At 71.5% G+C, this 19,315-nt stretch carries 20 protein-coding genes and 1 pseudogene; 11 read left to right on the top strand and 10 right to left on the bottom strand.

Annotated features, from left to right (window positions below; genetic code table 11):
* Window position 1: 1 nt before the first annotated feature.
* Genes H4Q84_RS12925 through H4Q84_RS12905 form a run of 5 tightly spaced genes read left to right on the top strand, consistent with a single transcriptional unit; the run spans window position 2 to window position 5,967 of the window.
* On the top strand, window positions 2-844 hold the full coding sequence (locus H4Q84_RS12925) for a patatin-like phospholipase family protein (RefSeq protein ID WP_248579509.1): 843 nt from the start codon (window positions 2-4) through the stop codon (window positions 842-844).
* Window positions 835-2,169, top strand: coding sequence for a D-arabinono-1,4-lactone oxidase (locus H4Q84_RS12920; RefSeq protein WP_248579508.1), 1,335 nt, complete (start codon window positions 835-837; stop codon window positions 2,167-2,169). Before H4Q84_RS12925 ends, H4Q84_RS12920 begins: the two co-directional genes overlap by 10 nt.
* Window positions 2,166-3,383, top strand: coding sequence for an MFS transporter (locus tag H4Q84_RS12915; protein WP_248579507.1), 1,218 nt, complete (start codon window positions 2,166-2,168; stop codon window positions 3,381-3,383). Before H4Q84_RS12920 ends, H4Q84_RS12915 begins: the two co-directional genes overlap by 4 nt.
* 20 nt (window positions 3,384-3,403) lie before the next feature.
* Entirely contained in the window at window positions 3,404-4,966 is a 1,563-nt protein-coding gene (locus H4Q84_RS12910; RefSeq protein ID WP_248579506.1) for an FAD-binding dehydrogenase, read from the top strand.
* Window positions 4,967-5,013: 47 nt separating this feature from the next.
* Window positions 5,014-5,967 carry an alpha/beta hydrolase gene (locus tag H4Q84_RS12905; RefSeq protein WP_248579505.1) on the top strand — a complete coding sequence of 318 codons (954 nt, stop codon included), beginning with the start codon at window positions 5,014-5,016 and terminating at the stop codon, window positions 5,965-5,967.
* Window positions 5,968-5,973: 6 nt separating this feature from the next.
* Here the strand turns inward: H4Q84_RS12905 and H4Q84_RS23175 are convergent, their stop codons facing one another.
* The 4 genes and pseudogenes from H4Q84_RS23175 to H4Q84_RS12890 all read right to left on the bottom strand — a co-directional run bounded on the left by H4Q84_RS23175 (window position 5,974) and on the right by H4Q84_RS12890 (window position 8,494).
* A complete protein-coding gene (locus H4Q84_RS23175) occupies window positions 5,974-6,153 on the bottom strand; it encodes a dienelactone hydrolase family protein (protein ID WP_282580351.1) in 180 nt (59 codons plus the stop codon).
* Between the two features lie 134 nt (window positions 6,154-6,287).
* Window positions 6,288-6,707: pseudogene (locus tag H4Q84_RS23170) on the bottom strand (dienelactone hydrolase family protein); the annotation flags it as partial.
* A complete protein-coding gene (locus H4Q84_RS12895; RefSeq protein WP_248579503.1) occupies window positions 6,707-6,937 on the bottom strand; it encodes a hypothetical protein in 231 nt (76 codons plus the stop codon). The gene H4Q84_RS12895 and the pseudogene H4Q84_RS23170, both read right to left, overlap by 1 nt.
* A 120-nt stretch (window positions 6,938-7,057) precedes the next feature.
* Window positions 7,058-8,494: a M12 family metallo-peptidase gene (locus H4Q84_RS12890; RefSeq protein ID WP_248579502.1), complete on the bottom strand. Its 1,437-nt coding sequence runs from the start codon at window positions 8,492-8,494 to the stop codon at window positions 7,058-7,060.
* A gap of 79 nt (window positions 8,495-8,573) precedes the next feature.
* Between H4Q84_RS12890 and H4Q84_RS12885 the strand changes: the two genes are divergently transcribed.
* On the top strand, window positions 8,574-8,930 hold the full coding sequence (locus H4Q84_RS12885) for a hypothetical protein (protein WP_248579501.1): 357 nt from the start codon (window positions 8,574-8,576) through the stop codon (window positions 8,928-8,930).
* A 66-nt stretch (window positions 8,931-8,996) separates the two neighbouring features.
* Here H4Q84_RS12885 and H4Q84_RS12880 read toward each other — a convergent pair whose 3' ends face one another.
* The 4 genes from H4Q84_RS12880 to H4Q84_RS12865 all read right to left on the bottom strand — a co-directional run bounded on the left by H4Q84_RS12880 (window position 8,997) and on the right by H4Q84_RS12865 (window position 13,613).
* Window positions 8,997-10,379: an NAD(P)/FAD-dependent oxidoreductase gene (locus H4Q84_RS12880; RefSeq protein ID WP_248579500.1), complete on the bottom strand. Its 1,383-nt coding sequence runs from the start codon at window positions 10,377-10,379 to the stop codon at window positions 8,997-8,999.
* 83 nt (window positions 10,380-10,462) lie between these two features.
* Window positions 10,463-11,194 (bottom strand): hypothetical protein, encoded by a 732-nt coding sequence (locus H4Q84_RS12875; protein ID WP_248579499.1) that lies wholly within the window; start codon window positions 11,192-11,194, stop codon window positions 10,463-10,465.
* A gap of 124 nt (window positions 11,195-11,318) precedes the next feature.
* A complete protein-coding gene (locus tag H4Q84_RS12870; protein WP_248579498.1) occupies window positions 11,319-12,020 on the bottom strand; it encodes an EcsC family protein in 702 nt (233 codons plus the stop codon).
* A gap of 42 nt (window positions 12,021-12,062) precedes the next feature.
* Window positions 12,063-13,613 (bottom strand): MFS transporter, encoded by a 1,551-nt coding sequence (locus tag H4Q84_RS12865; RefSeq protein WP_248579497.1) that lies wholly within the window; start codon window positions 13,611-13,613, stop codon window positions 12,063-12,065.
* Between the two features lie 105 nt (window positions 13,614-13,718).
* Between H4Q84_RS12865 and H4Q84_RS12860 the strand changes: the two genes are divergently transcribed.
* Together H4Q84_RS12860 and H4Q84_RS12855 are read left to right on the top strand one after the other, a co-directional pair.
* Complete coding sequence (locus H4Q84_RS12860; protein ID WP_248579496.1) at window positions 13,719-14,363, top strand: ABC transporter ATP-binding protein; 645 nt, start codon at window positions 13,719-13,721, stop codon at window positions 14,361-14,363.
* Window positions 14,363-15,844 (top strand): DUF6297 family protein, encoded by a 1,482-nt coding sequence (locus H4Q84_RS12855; protein WP_248579495.1) that lies wholly within the window; start codon window positions 14,363-14,365, stop codon window positions 15,842-15,844. Before H4Q84_RS12860 ends, H4Q84_RS12855 begins: the two co-directional genes overlap by 1 nt.
* A 10-nt stretch (window positions 15,845-15,854) precedes the next feature.
* Here H4Q84_RS12855 and H4Q84_RS12850 read toward each other — a convergent pair whose 3' ends face one another.
* Both H4Q84_RS12850 and H4Q84_RS12845 read right to left on the bottom strand, forming a co-directional pair.
* Window positions 15,855-16,946 carry an aromatic acid exporter family protein gene (locus H4Q84_RS12850; protein WP_248579494.1) on the bottom strand — a complete coding sequence of 364 codons (1,092 nt, stop codon included), beginning with the start codon at window positions 16,944-16,946 and terminating at the stop codon, window positions 15,855-15,857.
* A 23-nt stretch (window positions 16,947-16,969) separates the two neighbouring features.
* On the bottom strand, window positions 16,970-17,953 hold the full coding sequence (locus tag H4Q84_RS12845; RefSeq protein WP_248579493.1) for an NYN domain-containing protein: 984 nt from the start codon (window positions 17,951-17,953) through the stop codon (window positions 16,970-16,972).
* Window positions 17,954-18,003: 50 nt separating this feature from the next.
* Here H4Q84_RS12845 and H4Q84_RS12840 point away from each other — a divergent pair, with 50 nt between their 5' ends.
* The 3 genes from H4Q84_RS12840 (at window position 18,004) to H4Q84_RS12830 (ending at window position 19,267) form a co-directional block, all read left to right on the top strand.
* Window positions 18,004-18,357 (top strand): hypothetical protein, encoded by a 354-nt coding sequence (locus H4Q84_RS12840; RefSeq protein WP_248579492.1) that lies wholly within the window; start codon window positions 18,004-18,006, stop codon window positions 18,355-18,357.
* A 1-nt stretch (window position 18,358) separates the two neighbouring features.
* On the top strand, window positions 18,359-18,766 hold the full coding sequence (locus tag H4Q84_RS12835) for a hypothetical protein (protein WP_248579491.1): 408 nt from the start codon (window positions 18,359-18,361) through the stop codon (window positions 18,764-18,766).
* Window positions 18,767-18,937: 171 nt separating this feature from the next.
* Complete coding sequence (locus tag H4Q84_RS12830; RefSeq protein WP_248579490.1) at window positions 18,938-19,267, top strand: antitoxin; 330 nt, start codon at window positions 18,938-18,940, stop codon at window positions 19,265-19,267.
* Window positions 19,268-19,315 lie beyond the last annotated feature (48 nt).

Here is a 19,315-nt window from a genome sequence, read left to right as displayed (position 1 = left end):
CATGACTGACGGTGTGACGGGCCGGGCCCTGGTCCTCGGCGGCGGTGGCGTGACCGGCATCGCCTGGATGCTCGGCCTGCTGACCGGCCTGCAACGCGAGGGGATCGATCTCACCGACGCCGACACGGTGATCGGCACGTCGGCGGGCTCGGTCGTGGGGGCGCAGATCACCAGCGGCCAGCTGCTCGAGGAGCTGTACGCCGGTCAGCTCGAGCCGGCCGACGAGTCGATCGGCGCCCAGCTCGGCACGGCCTTCATGCTCCAGATGGGCGCGCGTATCGTGCTGCCCGGCTCCGCACGGACCCGGCGTCGGCGCTTGGGGCGCGGGGCGCTGAAGGCGCATCCCGGCAGCGCCGAGCACCGCGTCGAGGTGATCCGTCAGGGCATCGGCATCGACGACTGGCCAGACCGCGACCTCCGGGTCACCGCGGTCGATGCGCACACGGGTAGGTTCCGCGTGCTCGACCGGCATGCCGGTGTCCCGGTCGACTATGCCGTGGCGTCCAGCTGCTCGGTGCCCTTCGTGTGGCCGCCGGTCGAGTTCGGTGGCACCCGGTTCATCGACGGCGGGATGCGCTCGGCGGCGAACGTCGACCTGGCCACCGGCGCCGACCGCATCGTCGCGCTCGCGCCCCTGATGCGGTCGTTCAGCAAGGACTCGCGCCCCGACCGCCAGCTGGCCCGCACCGGCGCGGCGCACACAGCGCTCGTCTCGCCCGACGCCGAGGCCCTGCTGGCGATCGGCAAGAACGTGCTCGACCCGTCGAAGCGCGCCGCTGCCGCCCGCACCGGGCTGCGGCAGGCGGCCGAGGTCGCCGACGAGGTGCGCTCGACGTGGGGCTGAGTACGACCGCGGCTGCCGAGAGCTGGACCAACTGGGCCGGCAACCAGCACGCCACCGGGATCGAGGTGCAGCACCCGCGCGGCACTGCCGAGGTCGTCGACGCGGTCACGAGCGCGGCCGCACAGGGCAAGGGCGTGCGCCCGATCGGCAGCGGCCACTCGTTCACGGCGATCGGCCGGCCCCGCGACGTACAGCTGCGGCTCGACCGGCACGACCGGCTCCTCTCCGTCGACCGCGACACCGGGCTCGTCACGGTCGAGGCCGGCATGCCGCTGCACCGGCTCAACGCGCTGCTCGACGCCGAGGGCCTGGCGCTGACCAATCTCGGCGACATCGACAAGCAGACCGTCTCGGGCGCTGTCTCCACCGGCACGCACGGCACCGGCGCGGCGTTCGGGGGGATCGCCACGCAACTGCGCGGGCTCGAGCTGGTCACGGCGGCCGGCGAGGTGCTGGCCTGCTCGGCCGCCGAGAACAGGGACGTGTTCGAGCACGCGCGGGTCGGCCTGGGTGCCCTCGGCGTGCTGTCGACGGTGACCCTGCAGACCGTGCCGGCGTTCGCGATCCACGCCCACGAGTACCCCGCCCCGCTCGAGGAGACACTCGACCGATTCGACGAGCTGAGCACATCGCACGACCACGTCGAGTTCTACTGGTTCCCGCACACCCGCAGGACCAACGTGAAGGTCAACACCCGGGTCCCGATCGACGGCGGTCTGAAGCCACTGTCGCGCCGACGGGCCTGGTGGGACGACGACTTCCTCTCCAACACCGTCTTCGGCGGGCTCGTCGCCGCCGGCAGCCGCGTCCCCGCACTGGTCCGACCCGCCGCCCGCGTCGCCGCCGCGGCACTGGGCAGCCGCGAGTTCACCGACGTCTCGCACCGCGTCTTCGTCACCCCGCGCCGGGTCCGCTTCGTCGAGATGGAGTACGCCGTCCCGCGTGAGGCCATGCTCCCGTTGCTCACCGAGCTGGTGGCCGTCGTCGAGGCCAGCGACTGGCGCATCGCCGTACCCGTCGAGGTCCGCACCGCCGCCGCCGACGACATCGGACTGTCCACCGCGTCGGGCCGCGACACCGGCTACGTCGCCATCCACGTGCCGCCCGGCAGCCCCGACCAGGCGGCGTACTTCGGCACCCTCGAGCGGCTCGCCGCGCAGGTCGGCGGCCGCCCGCACTGGGGCAAGATGCACTCGCTGACGTCCACCGAGCTGCGCGACCGCTACCCGAGGTTCGACGACTTCGTCGCGCTCCGCGACCGGCTCGACCCGTCGGGCGTCTTCGCCAACGACCACCTCGACAGGCTTCTCGGCGTGCCCCGTTGACGACCCTCGCCCCGGCGCAGCCCGTCACCCGCAGCTGGACCCTGGGCTTCACGCTGGTCTGGCTCGGCATCTGGATGGCCTGGCTGGTGCCGGTGCAGCTGCTCCTGCCCGACCAGCTGTACGACGTCGACCGGGTGCACCGGGTCCGCGACTTCGCCGTCATCAACGGCCTCGTCGGGGTCGTCTCGATCATCGTGCTGCCGCTCTTCGGGGCGCTCTGCGACCGCACGCGATCGCGCTTCGGGCGGCGCCGGATCTGGGTCGCGCTGGGCACCGTGGTGTTCGCGGCCGGGCTGGTGCTCACGGGTCTGCAGACCCAGTGGACCGGCGTCGCGGCGTGCTGGGTGCTGGCCAGCCTGGGCTACGCGATGGTGTCGGCCGGGCTGACCGCGACGATCGCCGACCGGGTGCCGGAGTCGCAGCGCGGGATGATCTCCGGCGCGATGTTCGGCCCGCAGGCGCTCGGCATCGTGCTCGGCATCCTGGCGGTGGGTGCGGTCGGGCCGACCGTCGGCCGCTACGGCCTGCTCACGGTCGTGCTGGTGGTGCTGACCCTGCCGTTCCTCGCGGTGCACCGCGACCGCGACCGGGCGACCGATGAGCCGCTCCGCCTGCGTGCCGTGGTCGGCAGCCTCTGGGTCGACCCGCGCGCGAACCCCGACTTCGGCTGGGCGTTCGCCGGTCGGCTGCTGGTCAACCTCGGCAACGCGTTCGGCACGACGTACCTGCTGTTCTTCCTGCGCGACGCGCTCGAGGTGGCCGACCCCGAGGGCGCGCTCCTGCAGCTGACGCTGCTCTACCTCGTCGGCACCGTCGCGGCGACGCTGGTCGCAGGCTGGCTCTCCGACCGCACCGGCAAGCGCCGGGTCTTCGTCGCGGTCGCCAGCGCGACCCAGGCGGTCGCCGCCATCCTGCTCGCGGCGTTCCCGTCGATGGACACCGCGCTGGTGGCCTCCGGCCTGCTCGGTCTCGGGTACGGCGCGTTCCTGTCGGTCGACCAGGCCCTCGTGACCGCCGTACTCCCCGACGCGGCAGATCGCGCCAAGGACCTCGGCGTTCTCAACGTCGGGTCGTCGACCCCGCAGGCACTCGGGCCCCTGCTCGCCGGGCTCGTGATCTCGTCACCGGGCGGCTACTCCGCGCTCTTCTACCTCGCCGGGGTCGTCACGCTGGTCGGGGCCGCACTCGTCTACCGGATCAGGTCCGTGCCGTGAGCACGCGAGAAGGAGCACCGATGCAGGCCGACATCATCGTCGTGGGGGCCGGTCTCGCCGGCCTCGTCGCAGCAGCCGAGGCTGCCGACGCGGGTCGCAGCGTGCTGCTGCTCGACCAGGAGGGCGAGCAGTCGCTCGGCGGGCAGGCGTTCTGGTCGCTCGGCGGGCTGTTCCTCGTCGACACCCCCGAGCAGCGCCGGATGGGCGTCAAGGACTCGCACGAGCTCGCCTGGTCCGACTGGCTCGGCAGCGCCCAGTTCGACCGCGAGGAGGACTACTGGCCGCGCAAGTGGGCCGAGGCGTACGTCGCCTTCGCGGCCGGCGAGAAGCGTGCGTGGCTGCGCGACATGGGGCTCCGGCTCTTCCCGGTCGTCGGCTGGGCCGAGCGCGGCGACGGTCGTGCCGATGGCCACGGCAACTCCGTGCCGCGCTTCCACCTCACCTGGGGCACCGGCCCCGGCGTGGTCGCGCCGTTCGAACGACGGGTGCGCGGCACCCTGCTCGAGCCGAGCGCGGCCGATCGTGGCCGGGCCAGCAACCGGGTCGCCCTGGGCGGCTTCGAGGCCCGGGGCCAGGCCGTGATCGTCACCTCCGGCGGGGTCGGCGGCAACCACGACCTGGTGCGGGAGATGTGGCCCGAGCGGCTGGGTGCGCCGCCCGAGACGATGGTGGCGGGCGTGCCCGCCCACGTCGACGGTCGGATGGTGGCGATCACCGAGGCGACCGGCGCACGCGTGATCAACCCGGACCGGATGTGGCACTACGTCGAAGGCATCCGCAACTGGGACCCGATCTGGGACAACCACGGCATCCGCATCCTGCCCGGCCCCTCGTCGCTCTGGCTCGACGCGACCGGGAAGCGGCTGCCCGCGCCGTACTTCCCGGGCTTCGACACGCTCGGCACGCTCAAGCACCTGCGCACCACGGGGTACGACTACTCGTGGTTCGTGCTGACGCAGAAGGTGATCGAGAAGGAGTTCGCGCTGTCCGGCTCCGAGCAGAACCCCGACCTGACCGGCAAGGACGTCCGGCTGCTGCTGCAGCGGGTGACCGGCGACGGTGCGCCCGGACCGGTCGAGGCGTTCAAGAAGCACGGTGAGGACTTCGTGGTGGCCGGCTCGGTCGAGGCGCTGGTCGAGGGCATGAACTCCATCGGCGAGAGCGACCTGATCGATGCCGGCTCGCTGCGTCAGCTGCTCGAGTCGCGCGACCGCCAGCTCGACAACGCGTTCTCCAAGGACGCGCAGCTGACGTTCGTGCGCGGCCACCGCGCCTACCGCGGTGACAAGCTCGTGCGCACCGCCGGCCCGCACAAGTTCCTGGACCCGAAGAACGGCCCGCTGATCGCCGTCCGCCTCAACATCCTCACCCGCAAGACGCTCGGCGGCCTCGAGACCGACCTGCAGGGTCGTTGTCTCACCGCCGCGGGCACGCCCCTGCCCGGCCTGTACGCCGCGGGCGAGGTCAACGGTTTCGGCGGCGGCGGGATGATGGGCTACAACGCGCTCGAGGGCACGTTCCTCGGCGGCTGTCTCTTCTCCGGCCGGGTGGCCGGGCGTGCTGCGGCCGCCGCTGGCGGCTGACCGACCCACCAACTACCGGGAGAGTGCACCCGCGAAAGGATCCGGACATGAGTGAGGTCTTCGACGCCGACATCGATGCGTGGCTGCAGCACTGGGCAGCCGAACCGAGTGCCGCGGACGCCACGATGACCGGGGTACGCCAGCATGCGCGGATCACAAACGCGGCGGCCCGATGGCGGCTTCGGCTCGCGGCCACCACGGAGCACGACGTCAGCGCCGGTGGTGTGCCGGCCCGCGTCTTCTGGCCAACCGAGGGCGAGGTGGCCGGCACACTCGTCTACTTCCACGGGGGTGGATGGATCTTCGGCGGCATCGACACCCACCTCCACCAGGCCCGGCGGCTCGCGGTCGAGGCTGGCGTCGTGGTCGTCTCGGTCGACTACCGGCTGGCTCCCGAGCACCCGTTCCCCGCTGCGTACGACGACTGCCTGGCCGCCACCCGGTGGGCCGCCGACTCGCTCGGCGAGCTGGGCGGAGCCACGGCCGGGTTGGTCGTGGGCGGTGACAGTGCAGGCGCGCAGCTGGCGGCCTCGGTGGCCATCGCCTGCCGTGACCTCGGCCTCGACCTCGCAGCCCAGCTGCTCGTCGTACCCGTGGTGGACGGGCGGGGTGCCTACGCCGACCGCGCGCGCAACGCGGAGTTCCCGTCCCGCGAGTCGAATGCCACGGGCTACGGCCTGCTGCTGACCACGATGGGCGCCTTCGTCGAGCACTACGCGCCGACCTCTGCCGACGACTGGCGGGTCTCGCCGATCCTGGCCCGGTCGTCGGCAGGTTCGCTGGCCGGGCTGGCGCCCGCGATCGTGCACACTGCGGGTTTCGACGTGCTCCGTGACGAGGGTCGTGCCTACGCCGACGCGCTCTCGGCCGCCGGCACGCCGGTGACCTTCCGGACCTGGCCGACCCTCAACCACAGCTTCCTCGGGCTCGGCGGGGTCTCGGCCGCCGCCGATGCCGCAGCCGCCCAGGTGTCGGCCGACGTCCGTGCTGCGCTGTCCTAGCCCCCGTTACAGACGCGCGAGCAGCTCGCGGAGGGCGGTGAAGTGCCGTTCGGTCGCCGTCTCGTCGTACGTCGGGGCGTCCGACATCGTGTAGCCGTGAGCCGCCCCGGCGAACACCTCGTTCCGATGCTCGACCCCGGCCGCGACCAGCGCCCTGCCGAGGGTGGCCACGGCTTCCGGCGGCATCGAGCGGTCGTTGTCGGCATGCCCGAAGGAGTACGCGCGCGCGTGCCGTCGATCAGCCGGTGCGGGCTGTCGTCGGCGTCGGTCGCCAGGCTGCCGCCGTGCCAGCCGCCGACAGCGGCCACGTCGTCGGGGAAGAGCGCGGCAGTGCGGATCGCCAGCCGGGCGCCCATGCAGTAGCCGGTGACCCCGATCGGGCCCGGGGCCGCGTGCTCACGCAGCATCGCGACCCAGGCCGGGGCATCGGCGTTGGAGAGGTCGGGGGTCAGCCCGCCGACTCGCTGCATCGCGCCCACGAAGAACTTCTCCCGCTCGCCCGGCGCGCGCAGGTCGGCCTTCGGCGCCAGGGCGTCGGCGAGGCCCCAGCGGTAGAAGACGTGCGGCGCCAACACGACGTACCCCCACGACGCGATGCGGTCGGCCATCTCCTCGATCCGTGGCCGCAGCCCGATCGCGTCGACGTAGAGGAGCACGCCGGGCAGGGGTGCGCTGCCCGAAGGTCTGCTCAGGTAGGCCTCGGCGGGGCCGTCGGATGCCGCGATCTGGATGGCGGCCATCAGGGCTGCACCGGCGGCACGAAGTCGAACGTCATGCCCAGCAACCACAGCAGGAGCAGCATGACCGGCAGGTGGAAGAGGAACTGCAGGAACGTGGTGAGGTCCCAGAAGCCGTCCCGGAACGTCGCGGCGACCACCTTCGGGCCCGAGCCGTTGCGCTGGGCGAACCTGGCGAGGTCGCTCTCGGGCGCCGCGCCCTGCGGAGAGGCGGTGGGTGCGGGGGTGGACATGGATGACTCCTGTCGAGGGGGACCGCAACACTCTAGGGAACCCGGCCCCTACCTCGGCGAAATGCGAACGACCCCCAGGAAGTCCCGGGGGCCGTCGTGGGTCGAGCTCGTGTCAGATGGCTACTTGGCCAGCTTCGAGGCACTCGGCTTGATGACCGTCTCGAAGCCCTTCTTCTTGAAGGTGACCCGGACCTGGATGTAGGTGCCGCGGTCCTTCTTCTTCACCTTGTAGGAGCGGCCCTTGGCGCCCTTGATCTTGATGCTGTTGCTGTACCAGCTGAATTTCATCTTCGAGCGCGGCCTGGACTGCTTCACCTTGACGTGGAGGCGCTTGCCCTTCTTGGCCTTGCCCTTGATCTTCGGCGTCCTTGTCTTGCGCAGCAGCTTCTTCGAGACCTCGACCGGCGCGCTGCCGATTCCGACCGGTGCGTACGACGCGGCAGTGCCGGTGACGCCGACGGTCAGCGACTTGTGGACGTACTTGCGCTTGATCTTGAACTTCTTGCCGGTCGCGCCGGGGATGGCCACGCCGTCGACATACCACTGGACGGCGAGGCTCGCCGCCGGGGTCCAGGCGCCGGTGTCGACCTTGGCCTTCCTGCCGAGGACGGCCCCGGAGATCAGCGGCGCGACGGGGTAGAGCTGCGACTGTCGGTAACTGGCCACCGCGGCGGCGTTGGCCTCGATCACCGACGCGTTGTTCGCCTCGGTCGTGCCTGTGGGTGCGCCGTTGTAGGCGACCGCGGGGTTGGTGAAGTAAGGGATGACCGAGCAGGTCACGCCGGCGTTCTGGCACGCGGTCGGGTAGGCCATGATCGTGAACCAGCGGCTCGCGACGTTGGCCAGACCGCGCGCGGGCAGCGGCTGCGAGGGTGTCTCCCTGGCGCCAGCGTCGTGACCGGCGCCGAGGTTGTGACCCGTCTCGTGGGCGTAGGTCAGCGGAGGTGAGTGGGTCAGCGTGGTCACGCCGAAGCCGGCGTTCGGGTTGATGTCGGAGAAGGCGATGCCGCCGTACGGGTCGGAGGCGCTGCCCCTGGTGATCAGGTGGACCAGGTCGGCGTGGACGCGATCGCGCTGGGCGTACACCTCGTCGAAGCGGCCGTCGGTGGGTTTCTGGATGGCGAAGAGGTCCGGCTCGACCCCAGTGCTCTCGGGCGTGGGCGTCGCCACGACGTCGACCAGCCGCTGGCGCGTGGTGACCAGCGAGTTCGCGTAGGCGGCGTTGGTCTTGGCGATCTCGGCCTGGGCGTAGGTGACGATCGCCGGCAGGCCGCCGGCCTGCGCCACGGCTTCGGGTGTGGCGACGACGAGGACGTCGACCTGTGTGCGGGGGTCTCCGGGAGCGACCCGGGCACCGCGTGGTGGCGAGTACGGCGTCCGCGCCCACTTCGGGGGTACGGCGACGTCGTCGACTCCCTTCTCCGGATACGCGGACTGGTCGAAGCCGACCCGCCCTGCGGTGTCGTCGTTGGCTGCTCCGGCGGGCGCGAATCCGGCGACCAGGGCGAGGGTGACGCCGAGGACACCGACTGCGGTGGGCATTTTGATGTTGATCACGGCCGATGCATGCCCGCCCCGGGCATTCCTGAAACACCGAGGTCTCGAAAAGGTGAGGCGGAGATGGCAGGGTCGGCGCATGGCCCGCTACACAGTCAACGACGCGGCACTGGCCGCGACCCGGAAGCTGGTCGACGCGAAGCAGTACGTCCTCGAGAGCGACTGGGGCGACGTACAACCCGACGCCGATGCGCAGAACGCCTTCCTCGAGCGGCACGGCTGGCCCGACTACGCCGCCTGGCACCTCGGCCTCACCGAGGGCGCCAACGACGAGACCAAGGCCCGGCATGCCTTCGTGGTGGGCGACTTCCGCCGCGTGCACCGCTCGGCCCTGATCGCGTGCGTCTACCGGGCCGCGGAGTGGCGACACAAGAGGGTCGAGCTGGCCGCGCACGAGCTGCTCCAGCACCTCGACAGGACCGCCGGCATCGATTGAGGTCTCGAGACACCCGCTCGTTCCTCGCGGGCACTCGACCACCGAGTTCGGTGGGTGTATGGAGACCTAGCCCTCGAGCAGGCGCAGCCAGATCTCGCTGGAGGTGGGATAGCTCGGCACCGCATGGCGCAGTACGGCGAGCGGCACCTGCCCGACGATGGCGACGGTGGCGCTGTGCACCAGGTCGGCGACCTCGGGTCCGACGAACGTCGCGCCGAGCAGGGTGTCGGTCTCGTCGTCGACCACGAGTCGGACCTCGCCGGCCAGGTCGTCGCGCAGCAGCGCGGCGCCGGTCGCGCCCTTCAGCGGCTGGTCGAGGGTGTGGAACGAGCGGCCGGCCTCCTTGGCCTGCCGGGCCGTCAGCCCGACCGACGCAACCTGAGGGTCGGTGAACACCACCTGCGGCACCGGCACGAAGTCCGGCACGGTCGGCTGGGTGCCGTGCGAAGAACGAGCGGCGATCCGAGCGCCGACGATGCGGGCCTGGTACTTGCCCCAGTGGGTGAGCGGCGCCTCGCCGTTCACGTCGCCGACGGTGTGCAGCCAGCCGGGCAGCGAGTCGCCAGCAGCCAGGTCGTCGGCGGTGAGGCCGACGGTCTCCAGGCCGAGGTCGTCGGTGGCGGGTCGTCGTCCGGTCGCCACCAGCACCTCCGAGGCCTCGATCTCGACGCCCGACGCGAGGGTCAGCCGCACCGGTCCGCCGTGGATGCGGCCCAGCCCGGTGTCCTCGGCCGCCGTTCGGTGTGCGTCGGTGACCTCGACGTCGAGGCGTACGTCGACTCCGTCGGCACGCAGGGCGTCGAGCACGAGCGACCCGGCGAACGGTTCGAAAGACGCCAGCAGCCCCTGACCCCTCACCAACATCGTCACCTGGGCGCCCAGGCCGCGCATCCAGCGGGCGGCCTCGCACGCGACGACGCCGCCGCCGACGATGACGAGGTGGTCGGGCACGTCGCGCACACCGGTGGCGTCGCGCGAGGTCCAGGCAGCGATGTCGGCAAGGGTCGGCGGGATCACCGCGACACTGCCGGTCGCGATCACGACGGCTTCCCGCGCAGTCAGCGTGCGGCCACCGACGGTGACGGTGCGCTCAGCGGCGAGCCGGCCACGCCCGCGCACGACCGCGAGCCCGGCGCCCTCCGCCCACGAGACCTGGCCGTGGTCGGAGTAGTGCGAGACCCAGGTGTCGCGACGCTTCAGCAAGCCCTCGACATCGACCTCGGGAACGCCCGTCAGCCCGCCGACGTGCGCCGCCGCCGAGCGTACGTCGAGCGGGCGCAGCATCGCCTTGCTCGGCATGCACGCGTAGTAGGAGCACTCCCCACCCAGCAGCTCGGCCTCGACCATCACGGCCGTGCGGTCGCTGCCCTGGACGGCGTACTGCGCGATGTTCTCGCCCGCAGGCCCGCCGCCGATCACGATGACGTCGTACTCGTCGTTGTCGCCCATGGCCCGACACTAGGGCCAAAGACAACACCGCCGCCCGAACGAGCCGGGCGGCGGTGCCGTGGTGGTGCTGGTGTCGGTGGAGGTCAGGGAACGACCGTCACCACGATCGGCGACGAGTAGATGTAGTCGTCGAAGCCGGCGTCGTCGGTGTAGAACGCCTGGTAGTTGTAGGTGCCCGGCTCGTTGGCGTCGGCGACCTCGTCGAGGAAGGTGTAGCCGCTGAACTCGAAGGTGCCGTCGTCCTGGACCGACGCCATGCAGCAGTAGTCGGGAGAGCCGCTGCCGCCCTTGACGTTGCCGTTCTTGTAGATGTCGACGTAGCCCTTGTTGGCGACGGCGCCCTTGAACTTCACGGTGCCGTTCATCCTCGTCGGCTCGGTCGTCGCCGACTTGGAGACGGTGAACGAGACGGCTGACAGCGAGAGCGACGAGTCGTAGACCGTGACCTTGGCCTTGGCGACGGCCTTCTTCCACTTGGCCTTGATCTTGTAGACGCCGGGGGCGTTGGTCTGGGGCAGCTGGACCGACGCCTTGCCCTTCTTGATCTTGACGGTGCCGAGGTCGGCGCCGTTCTGGGTGAACTTGACCTTGCCCTTGGCCCGGCCCTTGAACTTGGCGGTGACCTTGACGCCCGGTTGGCCGTAGTGCGAGTACTTCTTGTCCAGGCTCAGTGACATCTTCTTCGCGGCCAGCGCGTGCACGGGCGCGGCGACGGTGGTCGTGGAGTCGGCGTTGGCCGGAGCGATCGCGACGACCGGCGCTGCGAAAAGCGTGGCGGCGACCGCGGAAGCGGCGAACTTGGTGAAACTGCGCATGTGATATCTCCTCGTGGAATCTGGTGTGACGCTGATGGATCCCGCACACGGGTGCGGCCCCCGGAGACACACTGCCCCCCTGCGCGAACGGTAAACGTCAGTCCGGCAAGATCTCAGCGCCGGGTCAGAGCGCGGGGAACTCCTCGCGTGCCTGCTTCGCGATGCGCCGCATCATCCAGCCGTCGAGGCCGCCACCGACGACACCACCCACGACGGGTACGCCGCGGCCGAGCCTGGAGAACAGCTTGCCGCCCACGCCGCGGAGCAGCCGGAACGCCACTGCCTTGTTGACCACCATCAGGGCTGGCGGAGGGAGTCGCTTGAACGCCATCGACGCGACGCGGCCGCCACCGGTCGTGAGCCCGGCCTTGGCGAGTACGTCGTCGGCGTCGGAGCCGACCAGGGTGAGCAGCACCGCCGTACGGACGCGAGCGTCGGAGACGTCGTACCCACGCAGGGAGGCGATCGCGCCCACCATGCGGGTGGCCTGGACGTAGAACTCCAGCACGTTGACCGGCAGCGCGATCGGCATCGTCACGAACCCGCCCAGTCCGGTGACGAAGCCACCAGCGGCACCCCGCATCGTCGTGGTGCGGACCACCTTGTCGATGGCACTCTCCGCGTCGCCGGCGGACTTGCTGGCCCGGGCGGCGTACTCCGTGGCCGAGGCGATCGGGCCGACTCCGTCGAGCCCGGTGTTGAGCAACGTGGCGACCAGCTTGTTGATGGCGCCGTCGTCGCTCTGCGGGTCGGCGGCCGCGTCGAGGGCCGAGCGGGTCGTCGCCACGTCGTCCCTCTCGGAACGGAACAGGTCGAGCAGGCCCATGGGGTCCTCCGAGGGTGGTAGGCGTGGAGAGACGGTAACCCGTCAGGCCGCGGCCGGCTCCTCGACGTACGACGTCTCGACAGGCTCGACCGTCGCGCGGGGGCTGAGCCCCCGCCGGGCCACGAAGGCCGCGACCAGCAGGGTGACCCCGCCGACCACGCCGACCACGTTGAAGCCGTCGGTGAACGCGACCCGGGCGGCGTCCAGGACTCCCGGGGCCGCGACCGTGGACGCCGAGCTGATGCCCTCGGTGGCGGCCTGCGCTGCGGCGTCGGGGGTGTCGGCGGGCAGCATGCCGGGGAGTACGCCGCGGTAGATCGCGGTGACCAGTGAGCCCAGGGTCGCGACGCCGAGCGCGATGCCCAGCTCGCCACAGGTCTCGGCCAGGGAGGCAGCCGAGCCGGCCCGCTCGGGCGGCGTGGCACCCATGATCAGGTTCATCACCAGCGACATAGGGGCGCTCACCCCGCCCGCGGCCAGCGTCATCGCGACGATCTGCATGCCGAGCGCGTGGGTGTCGAGCGTGGCCAACAGCAGCAGCCCGGTGCCGGCGACGGCGAGCCCGCCCCAGACCAGGGTCACGGTGTCGAAGCGCTGGTCGAGCCTGGGCGCCAGCAGGGTGCCGGCGAGCATCACCAGGTTCTGGGGGACGAGCCACAGACCGACGTGCAGCGGGCTGAGGCCGAGCACGTTCTGCAGGTACAGCGCGGACGCGAACGACACCCCGGCCATCACCACACCGGTGACCAGGAAGGTGGCCAGCCCGACGGTGAAGCGGCGGTTTTCGAAGAGTGCGAGGTCGACCAGCGGGTCGTCGAGCCGGCGCTGGCGGCGGACGAACACGACCCCGGCGGTGAGCCCGGCGACGACCGCAAGGCCGGCGACGAGGCCGCCGTGGCCGCGGGCGATCTCCTTGAGGCCGTAAACGAGGGGGAGCAGGGTGGCGAGGGAGAGTACGACGCTCGCCGCATCGGGCAGGTGACGTGTTGGGGCGTCGCCGGCCGCTCGTGGCTGGTCGGGCAGCAGGCGCGGGGCGACCGCCACCAGGACCGCCATGACGGGGACGCCCATCAGGAATGCCGAGCCCCAGCCGAAGTGCTCCATCAGGAAGCCACCGACGATCGGGCCGGCGGTCATGCCGCCCATGAAACAGGCGAACCAGACACTGATCGCGACCGCCATCTTCTCCGGCTCGGGGAACATGTGCCGGATCAGCCCCATGGTCGAGGGCATCAGCGTCGCCCCCGCCACGCCGAGCAGCGCCCGGCAGCCGATGAGCATCTCGGGGCTGGTGGAGAAGGCCGCGACCACGGACACCAGGCCGAACGCGGTGCCGCCCGCAAGGAGCATGCGGCGGCTGCCGAGGCGGTCGGCCAGGCCACCCATGGTGACCAGCATGCCGGCCAGCAGGAACGAGTAGATGTCGAGGATCCAGAGCTGCTGCACTCCGCTGGCGCCAAGATCGGTGCTGAGCGACGGCAGCGCGACGTACAGGACGCTCACGTCGATCGAGATCAGCAGGGTGGGCAGCGCCAGGACGGCGAGGCCGATCCAGGCCCTGCGGCTGTCGGTGGTGGCATCGGTGGTGTGCATCTCGAGTCCTTCTCCGTCGGGGTGCCGTCACTGACTCCACGAACGGGGATCGGCGAATACGACGTCGGGTGCACGGTCAAGTTCGGCGGGTGTCAGGCTGGGTGGGTGAGTGATTCGGGGGAAGGTCCCGTCCTGCGGGTCCGCGGGCTGTCCCGCACGTTCGGCGAGGTCCAGGTGCTGTCGGGCTTCGACCTCGATGTCGCGGCCGGCTCGGCCGTCGCGCTGGTCGGTCGCAACGGCTCGGGCAAGTCCACCGCGCTGCGCTGCATCACCGGCACCGACGAGGCCACCGCCGGCACCGTGGAGCTCGACGGGGCGCCGTACGACGAGCGGACGGTGCGCGTACGCCGCGACGTCGCCGTCGTGCTCGACGACCTCGACTTCTTCCCCGACCTCAGCGTGGTCGAGCACCTCGACCTGCTGGCCCGCGCGCATCGCGTCACCGAGGCCGACGAGGTGGTCGACCAGATCCTCAACGATCTCGGGCTGATCCCGCAGTCGGGCCAGCTGCCCGGCACCCTCTCGTCCGGCCAGCGCCGCCGGCTCTCGCTGGCGAGCGCGTTCGTCCGACCGCGCCGCCTGCTGGTGCTCGACGAGCCCGAGGCCCGCCTAGACACCGACGGCATCTCCTGGCTGTCTCGGCGACTCGTCGAGGAGAAGCAGGCCGGGCTCGCCATCGTCTTCGCCAGCCACTCGGAAGCTCTCGTTGAGGCGGTGGCCGACCGGGTCGTCGAGCTCGGGACTCCCTGATGGCGACGCAGACCGGACCGGGGATCGGCGACCTGCGGGCCGACATCCGCGACTGGCGGAGGGGCCGTGCGACAGCCTCGATGAGCGACGTACTGCAGGACGTGTACGTCGCCGTCTTCGCTGCCCTCATGCTCGGCGCGATGCTCGTCAACGTCGTGGTCGGGTTCCGCCGCGAGGCCGACGACCTCTGCGTCGCGGCCGGCTGCGTCAGCGCTCGTGCCCTGCTGCCCTGGCTCACGATCACCGCGACGCTGGCCGCCGTGCTCGCGATGGCCCGGCTGCTCGGCCCGGTCTTCACGACCCCGGCGGCGGGTGCCTGGCTGTTGAGTACGCCGGTCGACCGGGCGTCCCTGCTGCGCCGGCGCTTCGTGGGGCTCTCCGTCGTCGCGGCAACGATCGTCCTCGCGGTGGCCGTGGCGGCGACGGCCCTGGCAGGTCTCCCGCTGCGGGTGGTGACGGCCTCGTGTGCCGCCGTGGCTGTCGCCGGTGTCGGGGTGGTCGCCGTGGCGGCCATGTCGCAGAAGCGCGGCCGGGCGGAGTCGCGGTGGCTGCTCTGGCTGCTCCTGGCCGTCACCTGGGCCGGCCTGCTCACCCTGGCCCTCGACGAGTCACCGTCCTGGCGAGGTGGCCCCACCGTGGGCGCCGCGTCGGCGGTGCTCGCGCTCGTCGCGGCCGCCGTGGTCCCGCTGGTCGTCACGGGCTGGCGTGGACTCGCCCGGCTCCGGCGCCGTCAGCTCGAGCCCGGCGGCAACCTGTCGTCCGGCCTCTCGGGCGCGTTGGCCACCCTCGACCTCGCGCTCGCCTACGACGTGGTGGTCGCGCACACGGCGCGGATCCGCGGCACGGTCCGGTCACACCGCGGTGGACCACGCGGACCGCTCGCCCTGGTGTGGCGCGACCTGATCCGGCTGCGCCGGAGACCTATGCCCCTGCTGGTGGTGGCAGCGGTCGTGGTCGCGCCGTACGCCGTGGCGCAGGCCGGCGGTGGCCGGCTGACCGTCCTGGTGGCAACGCTCGTGGGGTTCGTCGGCGCCGTACCGCTCTGCCTGGCCCTGCGCGTGGTGACCCGGACACCAGCCCTGGCCCGGATGATGCCGTTCACCAACGCTGTCTCGCGCGGCTGCACGCTGGTGGTGCCGGGCGTGGTGCTCGTCGCCTTCGGGCTGGCCTGCTCGCCGGGCCTCGGCTCGGCGATGGGCGTCGACGGAGGCGTCGCGACGCAGCTGGGCCTGGCTGTGGGCGCTGGTGCGCTGACCAGCACGACCTGGTGGATGGCCGCCCGGCCCGTCAACTACTCCGTCCCCGCGGTATCCACGCCGTTGGGGGCGCTGCCGCCGGGCATGATCTCCGGCGCCCTTCGCGGCCCCGACATGGTGCTGGTGACGAGCGCGCCGATGCTGATCTCGCCGACCGCCACCGGGGCCGCGGTCACGTGCTGGCTGTGCGCCGCGGTGCTGGCCTACCTCGTGCTCCGGCGCTGACGGACCAAGCTCAGCGCGCCGCCGTACGCCGCGGGACGTGTGGCCCCGTGAGTGGCCGCATCTGCGACGTCGGTGGCAGGTAGGAGAGTGCGTCGACGACGTTGCGCAGGTTGATGATCACCCCGCCGTACTCCTGCCAGGACTCGCCGATGTCGCCCGTCGAGAGCGTCGCAGCGGTCTCCCTCAGCCGGGCCAGGGCCGGGGCGAACCGCTCGGGGTCGTCGTCGTCGACGACCCGAGCCACCTCGCACATGATGTCGACGAGCTGGGCGCGGAAGGCGTCCTGCCAGGTGTTGCCCTGGGACGCGCTGATCACGACGGTGCGGACCAGGCTCTGGGCGTCGGCCACCACGTGCTCGAGGCGGTGCAGCACGTCGACCAGGTCGGCGAGCGGTGACCAGCCCTTGCGCCGGCGGGGGTTGAACCGGCTGCCTTCCTGGGCCTGGCGCAACAGCCCCCAGCACTGATCGATCCGGGTGTCGATCTTGCGCAGGAGAGTGAGCAACCGGTCGCTCTGGTCGGCGTCGAAGTCCGGCGACAGCTGGTCGGCGATCTCGGCCAGCGCCTCACCGATCTGGCCGGGCACCTTCGCCGCCTCGGCCCACGCGGCCCGGTCGCGCAGCGGCGGCCACACCACGACGTTGACGAGCAGCCCGACAACGATGCCGGTCGTGGTGTCGACCAGCCGGCTCCACAGCAGGGTGGACTCGGCGATCGAGTTGGTGGCGAGCACGACCACGCCGGTGGTCACGATGGTGGTCGCCTCGTCGCGAACCCAGCGGAGCCGACCGAGCACCACGGCGGCGACGAGCAGCACCGCCATCCCGATGACGCCGAGTCCGAACGCGTGACCCGCCAGCGAGGCCAGCACGACAGCGAGCATCGTGGCCGCCACCTGCTGCGCGCCTCGCGCGAAGGTCCGGTAGACGGTCGCGTGCACCACGAGGATCGCCGACCACGGTGCGAGGAACGGCTGCTGGAGGCCGAGTACGTCGCGGGCGACCCACCAGGCGAGCACCCCGGCCAGCACCGTCTTCGCCGACTGGACGAGGTCGACCCAGAACAGCGCGTCGCCCCATGCCCGTCGTGCCGCATTCCTCATGGTGACTGCTTACCCCAATGCGGTCAGCGGTCGCGCAGCCGCACCCGCACGTGGCCGCCCTCGGTGTCGGTCTCGGCGATGTGGGAGCGCGACTCGAGGAAGGCCCGGAACGAGCTGAAGCCGAGCGACTTCTCCTTGAACGAGGAGTCCATCCGTTGCATCTGGCTCTTCACCCCACCGCCGTAGAGCCACTCGTCGTCGGAGTCGTCGGAGTTGCGCAGCGCACGCACGAGCAGGTTGGTCGCCTCCTGCTGACGGGTCTCCTCGGCGGTGGGCACGGCCTTCTGGGCGGCCCGTTGCGCGGCGGTCTTCTTAATGGTCTTGGCGGCCGGCGCGCTCTCGATCTTCTGCTCCGCCTTCTTCTCGGCGGCCGGGGCAGTGGTCACCCGGCGGGTCGGGGCCGGGCCCACGCCGGGCAGGTCGTCGTAGTGGCTGAAGACGTCGCAGGCGGCAATCAGGGCCCTGCTCGTGGAGCCGGTGACGCCGACCCCGATGACGGAGCGGCCGAGCTGCTTGCAGCGCTGAGCCACGGCGATGTAGTCGGAGTCGCCGCCCACGATCACCACGTGCGTCAGGTCGGTGTAGTGGAGCAGGTCCTCGATCGCGTCCACGGCCAGCCGGATGTCGGCGCCGTTCTTGGTGCCGCTCACCGGGAAGAGCTGGGTCAGGTCGACGGCCCGGTCGACTAGCTGGCGACGGTAGGCGGCGTTGGCGGGCACCGACCAGTCGGCGTACGCGCGAGCGATCGCGACCGTGCCGAACGACGCTGCGTAGTCGAGCAGGGCGCCCATGTCGACCCGTGCCTCGGCCAGCTTGACGGCGATCGGGTCGTCGCTCTCGTCGGCGGCAGCGTGCTCCTTCGCGTTGTCGCTGCGCCAGGCGTCGCTCCGGGTGCGCTTGGGGTCACGATGCACTTGGTCGTAGCGGGAGATGACGACGTTGTCGAAGTCGATGTAGACCGCAACCCGCGCGGGAGAGGCCGGGTGGGCGAGGTCGGTCGCAGGCATGAGGCGAGCCTAGGGCGTCCGGGCCCGGAGGCGTGAGGGACGATGGGCGCATGCTCGACCCGCTGCCCGTCGTACTCATCGTCGCGTCGCTCGTGATTGCCCTTGCCGTCGCCGTGTACGTCGCCCTCGGACGGCCGGTCGACGACGCGCTGCTCCTAGGGCTGGCCGTGGTCGAGGTGGGCTTCCTGGCCCAGGCCGTCATCGGCATCGTCCGGCTCACCGGCACCGACCGCGACGTCAACGGCGCGGTGTTCGTGGGCTACCTGATCGGCGCGTTGGTCGTCTTGCCCATCGGGGCGCTGTGGTCCCTGGCCGAGCGCAGCCGCTCCGGCACCGCCGTGCTGATCGTGGCCGCGCTCACCGCGGCGTTCCTCGTCGTACGACTGCAGCAGATCTGGGGTTGAGATGTCCTCCACGAGCACCGGCCCTGGCCGGATCCTGATCGCCGTGTACGCCGTGTTCGCGCTCGCCGCGACCGGCCGCTCGAGCGTCCAGCTGATCCAGAAGGCCGACGAGGCGCCGCTGGCCTACGGGCTCTCCGCGCTGGCGGCCGTGGTCTACATCGCGGCGACGGTGGGGCTGGCCGAGGTCGGGCCGAGCCCCCGCCGGGTCGCGTGGACGGCGTGCCTGGTCGAGATGGCCGGCGTGCTGGTGGTGGGCACGCTCAGCCTCGTGGAGTCCGACTGGTTCCCGGATGACACGGTGTGGTCGCGCTTCGGCAGTGGCTACGGCTGGCTGCCGCTGGTGCTGCCGTTCCTCGGCGTCGCCTGGCTCTTGCGCACGAGGCCCGAGAAGCGAACGCTTGGCCCCTGAGCACCACCTCCTTCGACCCCGACGCCCGGCCGGTGCCCGGCCCACCGAGCGCCGTACCCGAAGACTGGCGGGACCAGATCCACACCTGAGGTGGAACAACCACACCGGCAGGTCCGTTGAGACGAGTGCGGACGCCGTCCGTCGACAGCACCATCCCCAGGGGGAATCCACATGACCATCACCGACACCCTCAAGCAGAAGCTCGACGAGCTCGAGATCGAGCGCCACGTCACGGAGGCTGCTGCCGAGATCGAGCGCGCCGTCATCGACGCGGTCGAGAAGGTCGGCGGCCTCGCCCACGAGCGGCGCCCCGACATCGAGGGCTGGCTCGACAAGGCCAGCGAGGCCATCAACGAGCGCACCGAGGGCCGGTACGCCGACCAGGTCGCAGGAGTCCGCAGCCAGATCGAGTACGGCGTCGACAAGGTCGCCGCGCAGCGCGCCGCCGACGAAGCTCCAGCCGGCCCGCCCGCCGGTGAGATCCCGCCGCCTCCCGCCTGACTTCGGCGGTTGAGGAGGTTGCGCTGGCAACCGTCTCGAAGCCAGGCG

Origin of the sequence: Nocardioides sp. InS609-2, assembly GCF_023208195.1 — a bacterium.
Classification (GTDB): Bacteria; Actinomycetota; Actinomycetes; order Propionibacteriales; family Nocardioidaceae; genus Nocardioides.
The sequence above is the reverse complement of the archived record's forward strand: the minus strand, read 5'-3'. Positions and strand labels throughout refer to the sequence as shown.

What these genes read in the sequence shown, in the direction of transcription:
- H4Q84_RS12925 (WP_248579509.1), top strand. Translation starts at nt 2, where the DNA reads ATGACTGACGGTGTGACGGGCCGGGCCCTGGTCCTCGGCGGCGGTGGC.
- H4Q84_RS12910 (WP_248579506.1), top strand. Translation starts at nt 3,404, where the DNA reads ATGCAGGCCGACATCATCGTCGTGGGGGCCGGTCTCGCCGGCCTCGTC.
- H4Q84_RS12905 (WP_248579505.1), top strand. Translation starts at nt 5,014, where the DNA reads ATGAGTGAGGTCTTCGACGCCGACATCGATGCGTGGCTGCAGCACTGG.
- H4Q84_RS23175 (WP_282580351.1), bottom strand. Translation starts at nt 6,153, where the DNA reads ATGCCGCCGGAAGCCGTGGCCACCCTCGGCAGGGCGCTGGTCGCGGCC.
- H4Q84_RS12895 (WP_248579503.1), bottom strand. Translation starts at nt 6,937, where the DNA reads ATGTCCACCCCCGCACCCACCGCCTCTCCGCAGGGCGCGGCGCCCGAG.
- H4Q84_RS12885 (WP_248579501.1), top strand. Translation starts at nt 8,574, where the DNA reads ATGGCCCGCTACACAGTCAACGACGCGGCACTGGCCGCGACCCGGAAG.
- H4Q84_RS12880 (WP_248579500.1), bottom strand. Translation starts at nt 10,379, where the DNA reads ATGGGCGACAACGACGAGTACGACGTCATCGTGATCGGCGGCGGGCCT.
- H4Q84_RS12875 (WP_248579499.1), bottom strand. Translation starts at nt 11,194, where the DNA reads ATGCGCAGTTTCACCAAGTTCGCCGCTTCCGCGGTCGCCGCCACGCTT.
- H4Q84_RS12870 (WP_248579498.1), bottom strand. Translation starts at nt 12,020, where the DNA reads ATGGGCCTGCTCGACCTGTTCCGTTCCGAGAGGGACGACGTGGCGACG.
- H4Q84_RS12865 (WP_248579497.1), bottom strand. Translation starts at nt 13,613, where the DNA reads ATGCACACCACCGATGCCACCACCGACAGCCGCAGGGCCTGGATCGGC.
- H4Q84_RS12855 (WP_248579495.1), top strand. Translation starts at nt 14,363, where the DNA reads ATGGCGACGCAGACCGGACCGGGGATCGGCGACCTGCGGGCCGACATC.
- H4Q84_RS12850 (WP_248579494.1), bottom strand. Translation starts at nt 16,946, where the DNA reads ATGAGGAATGCGGCACGACGGGCATGGGGCGACGCGCTGTTCTGGGTC.
- H4Q84_RS12845 (WP_248579493.1), bottom strand. Translation starts at nt 17,953, where the DNA reads ATGCCTGCGACCGACCTCGCCCACCCGGCCTCTCCCGCGCGGGTTGCG.
- H4Q84_RS12840 (WP_248579492.1), top strand. Translation starts at nt 18,004, where the DNA reads ATGCTCGACCCGCTGCCCGTCGTACTCATCGTCGCGTCGCTCGTGATT.
- H4Q84_RS12835 (WP_248579491.1), top strand. Translation starts at nt 18,359, where the DNA reads ATGTCCTCCACGAGCACCGGCCCTGGCCGGATCCTGATCGCCGTGTAC.
- H4Q84_RS12830 (WP_248579490.1), top strand. Translation starts at nt 18,938, where the DNA reads ATGACCATCACCGACACCCTCAAGCAGAAGCTCGACGAGCTCGAGATC.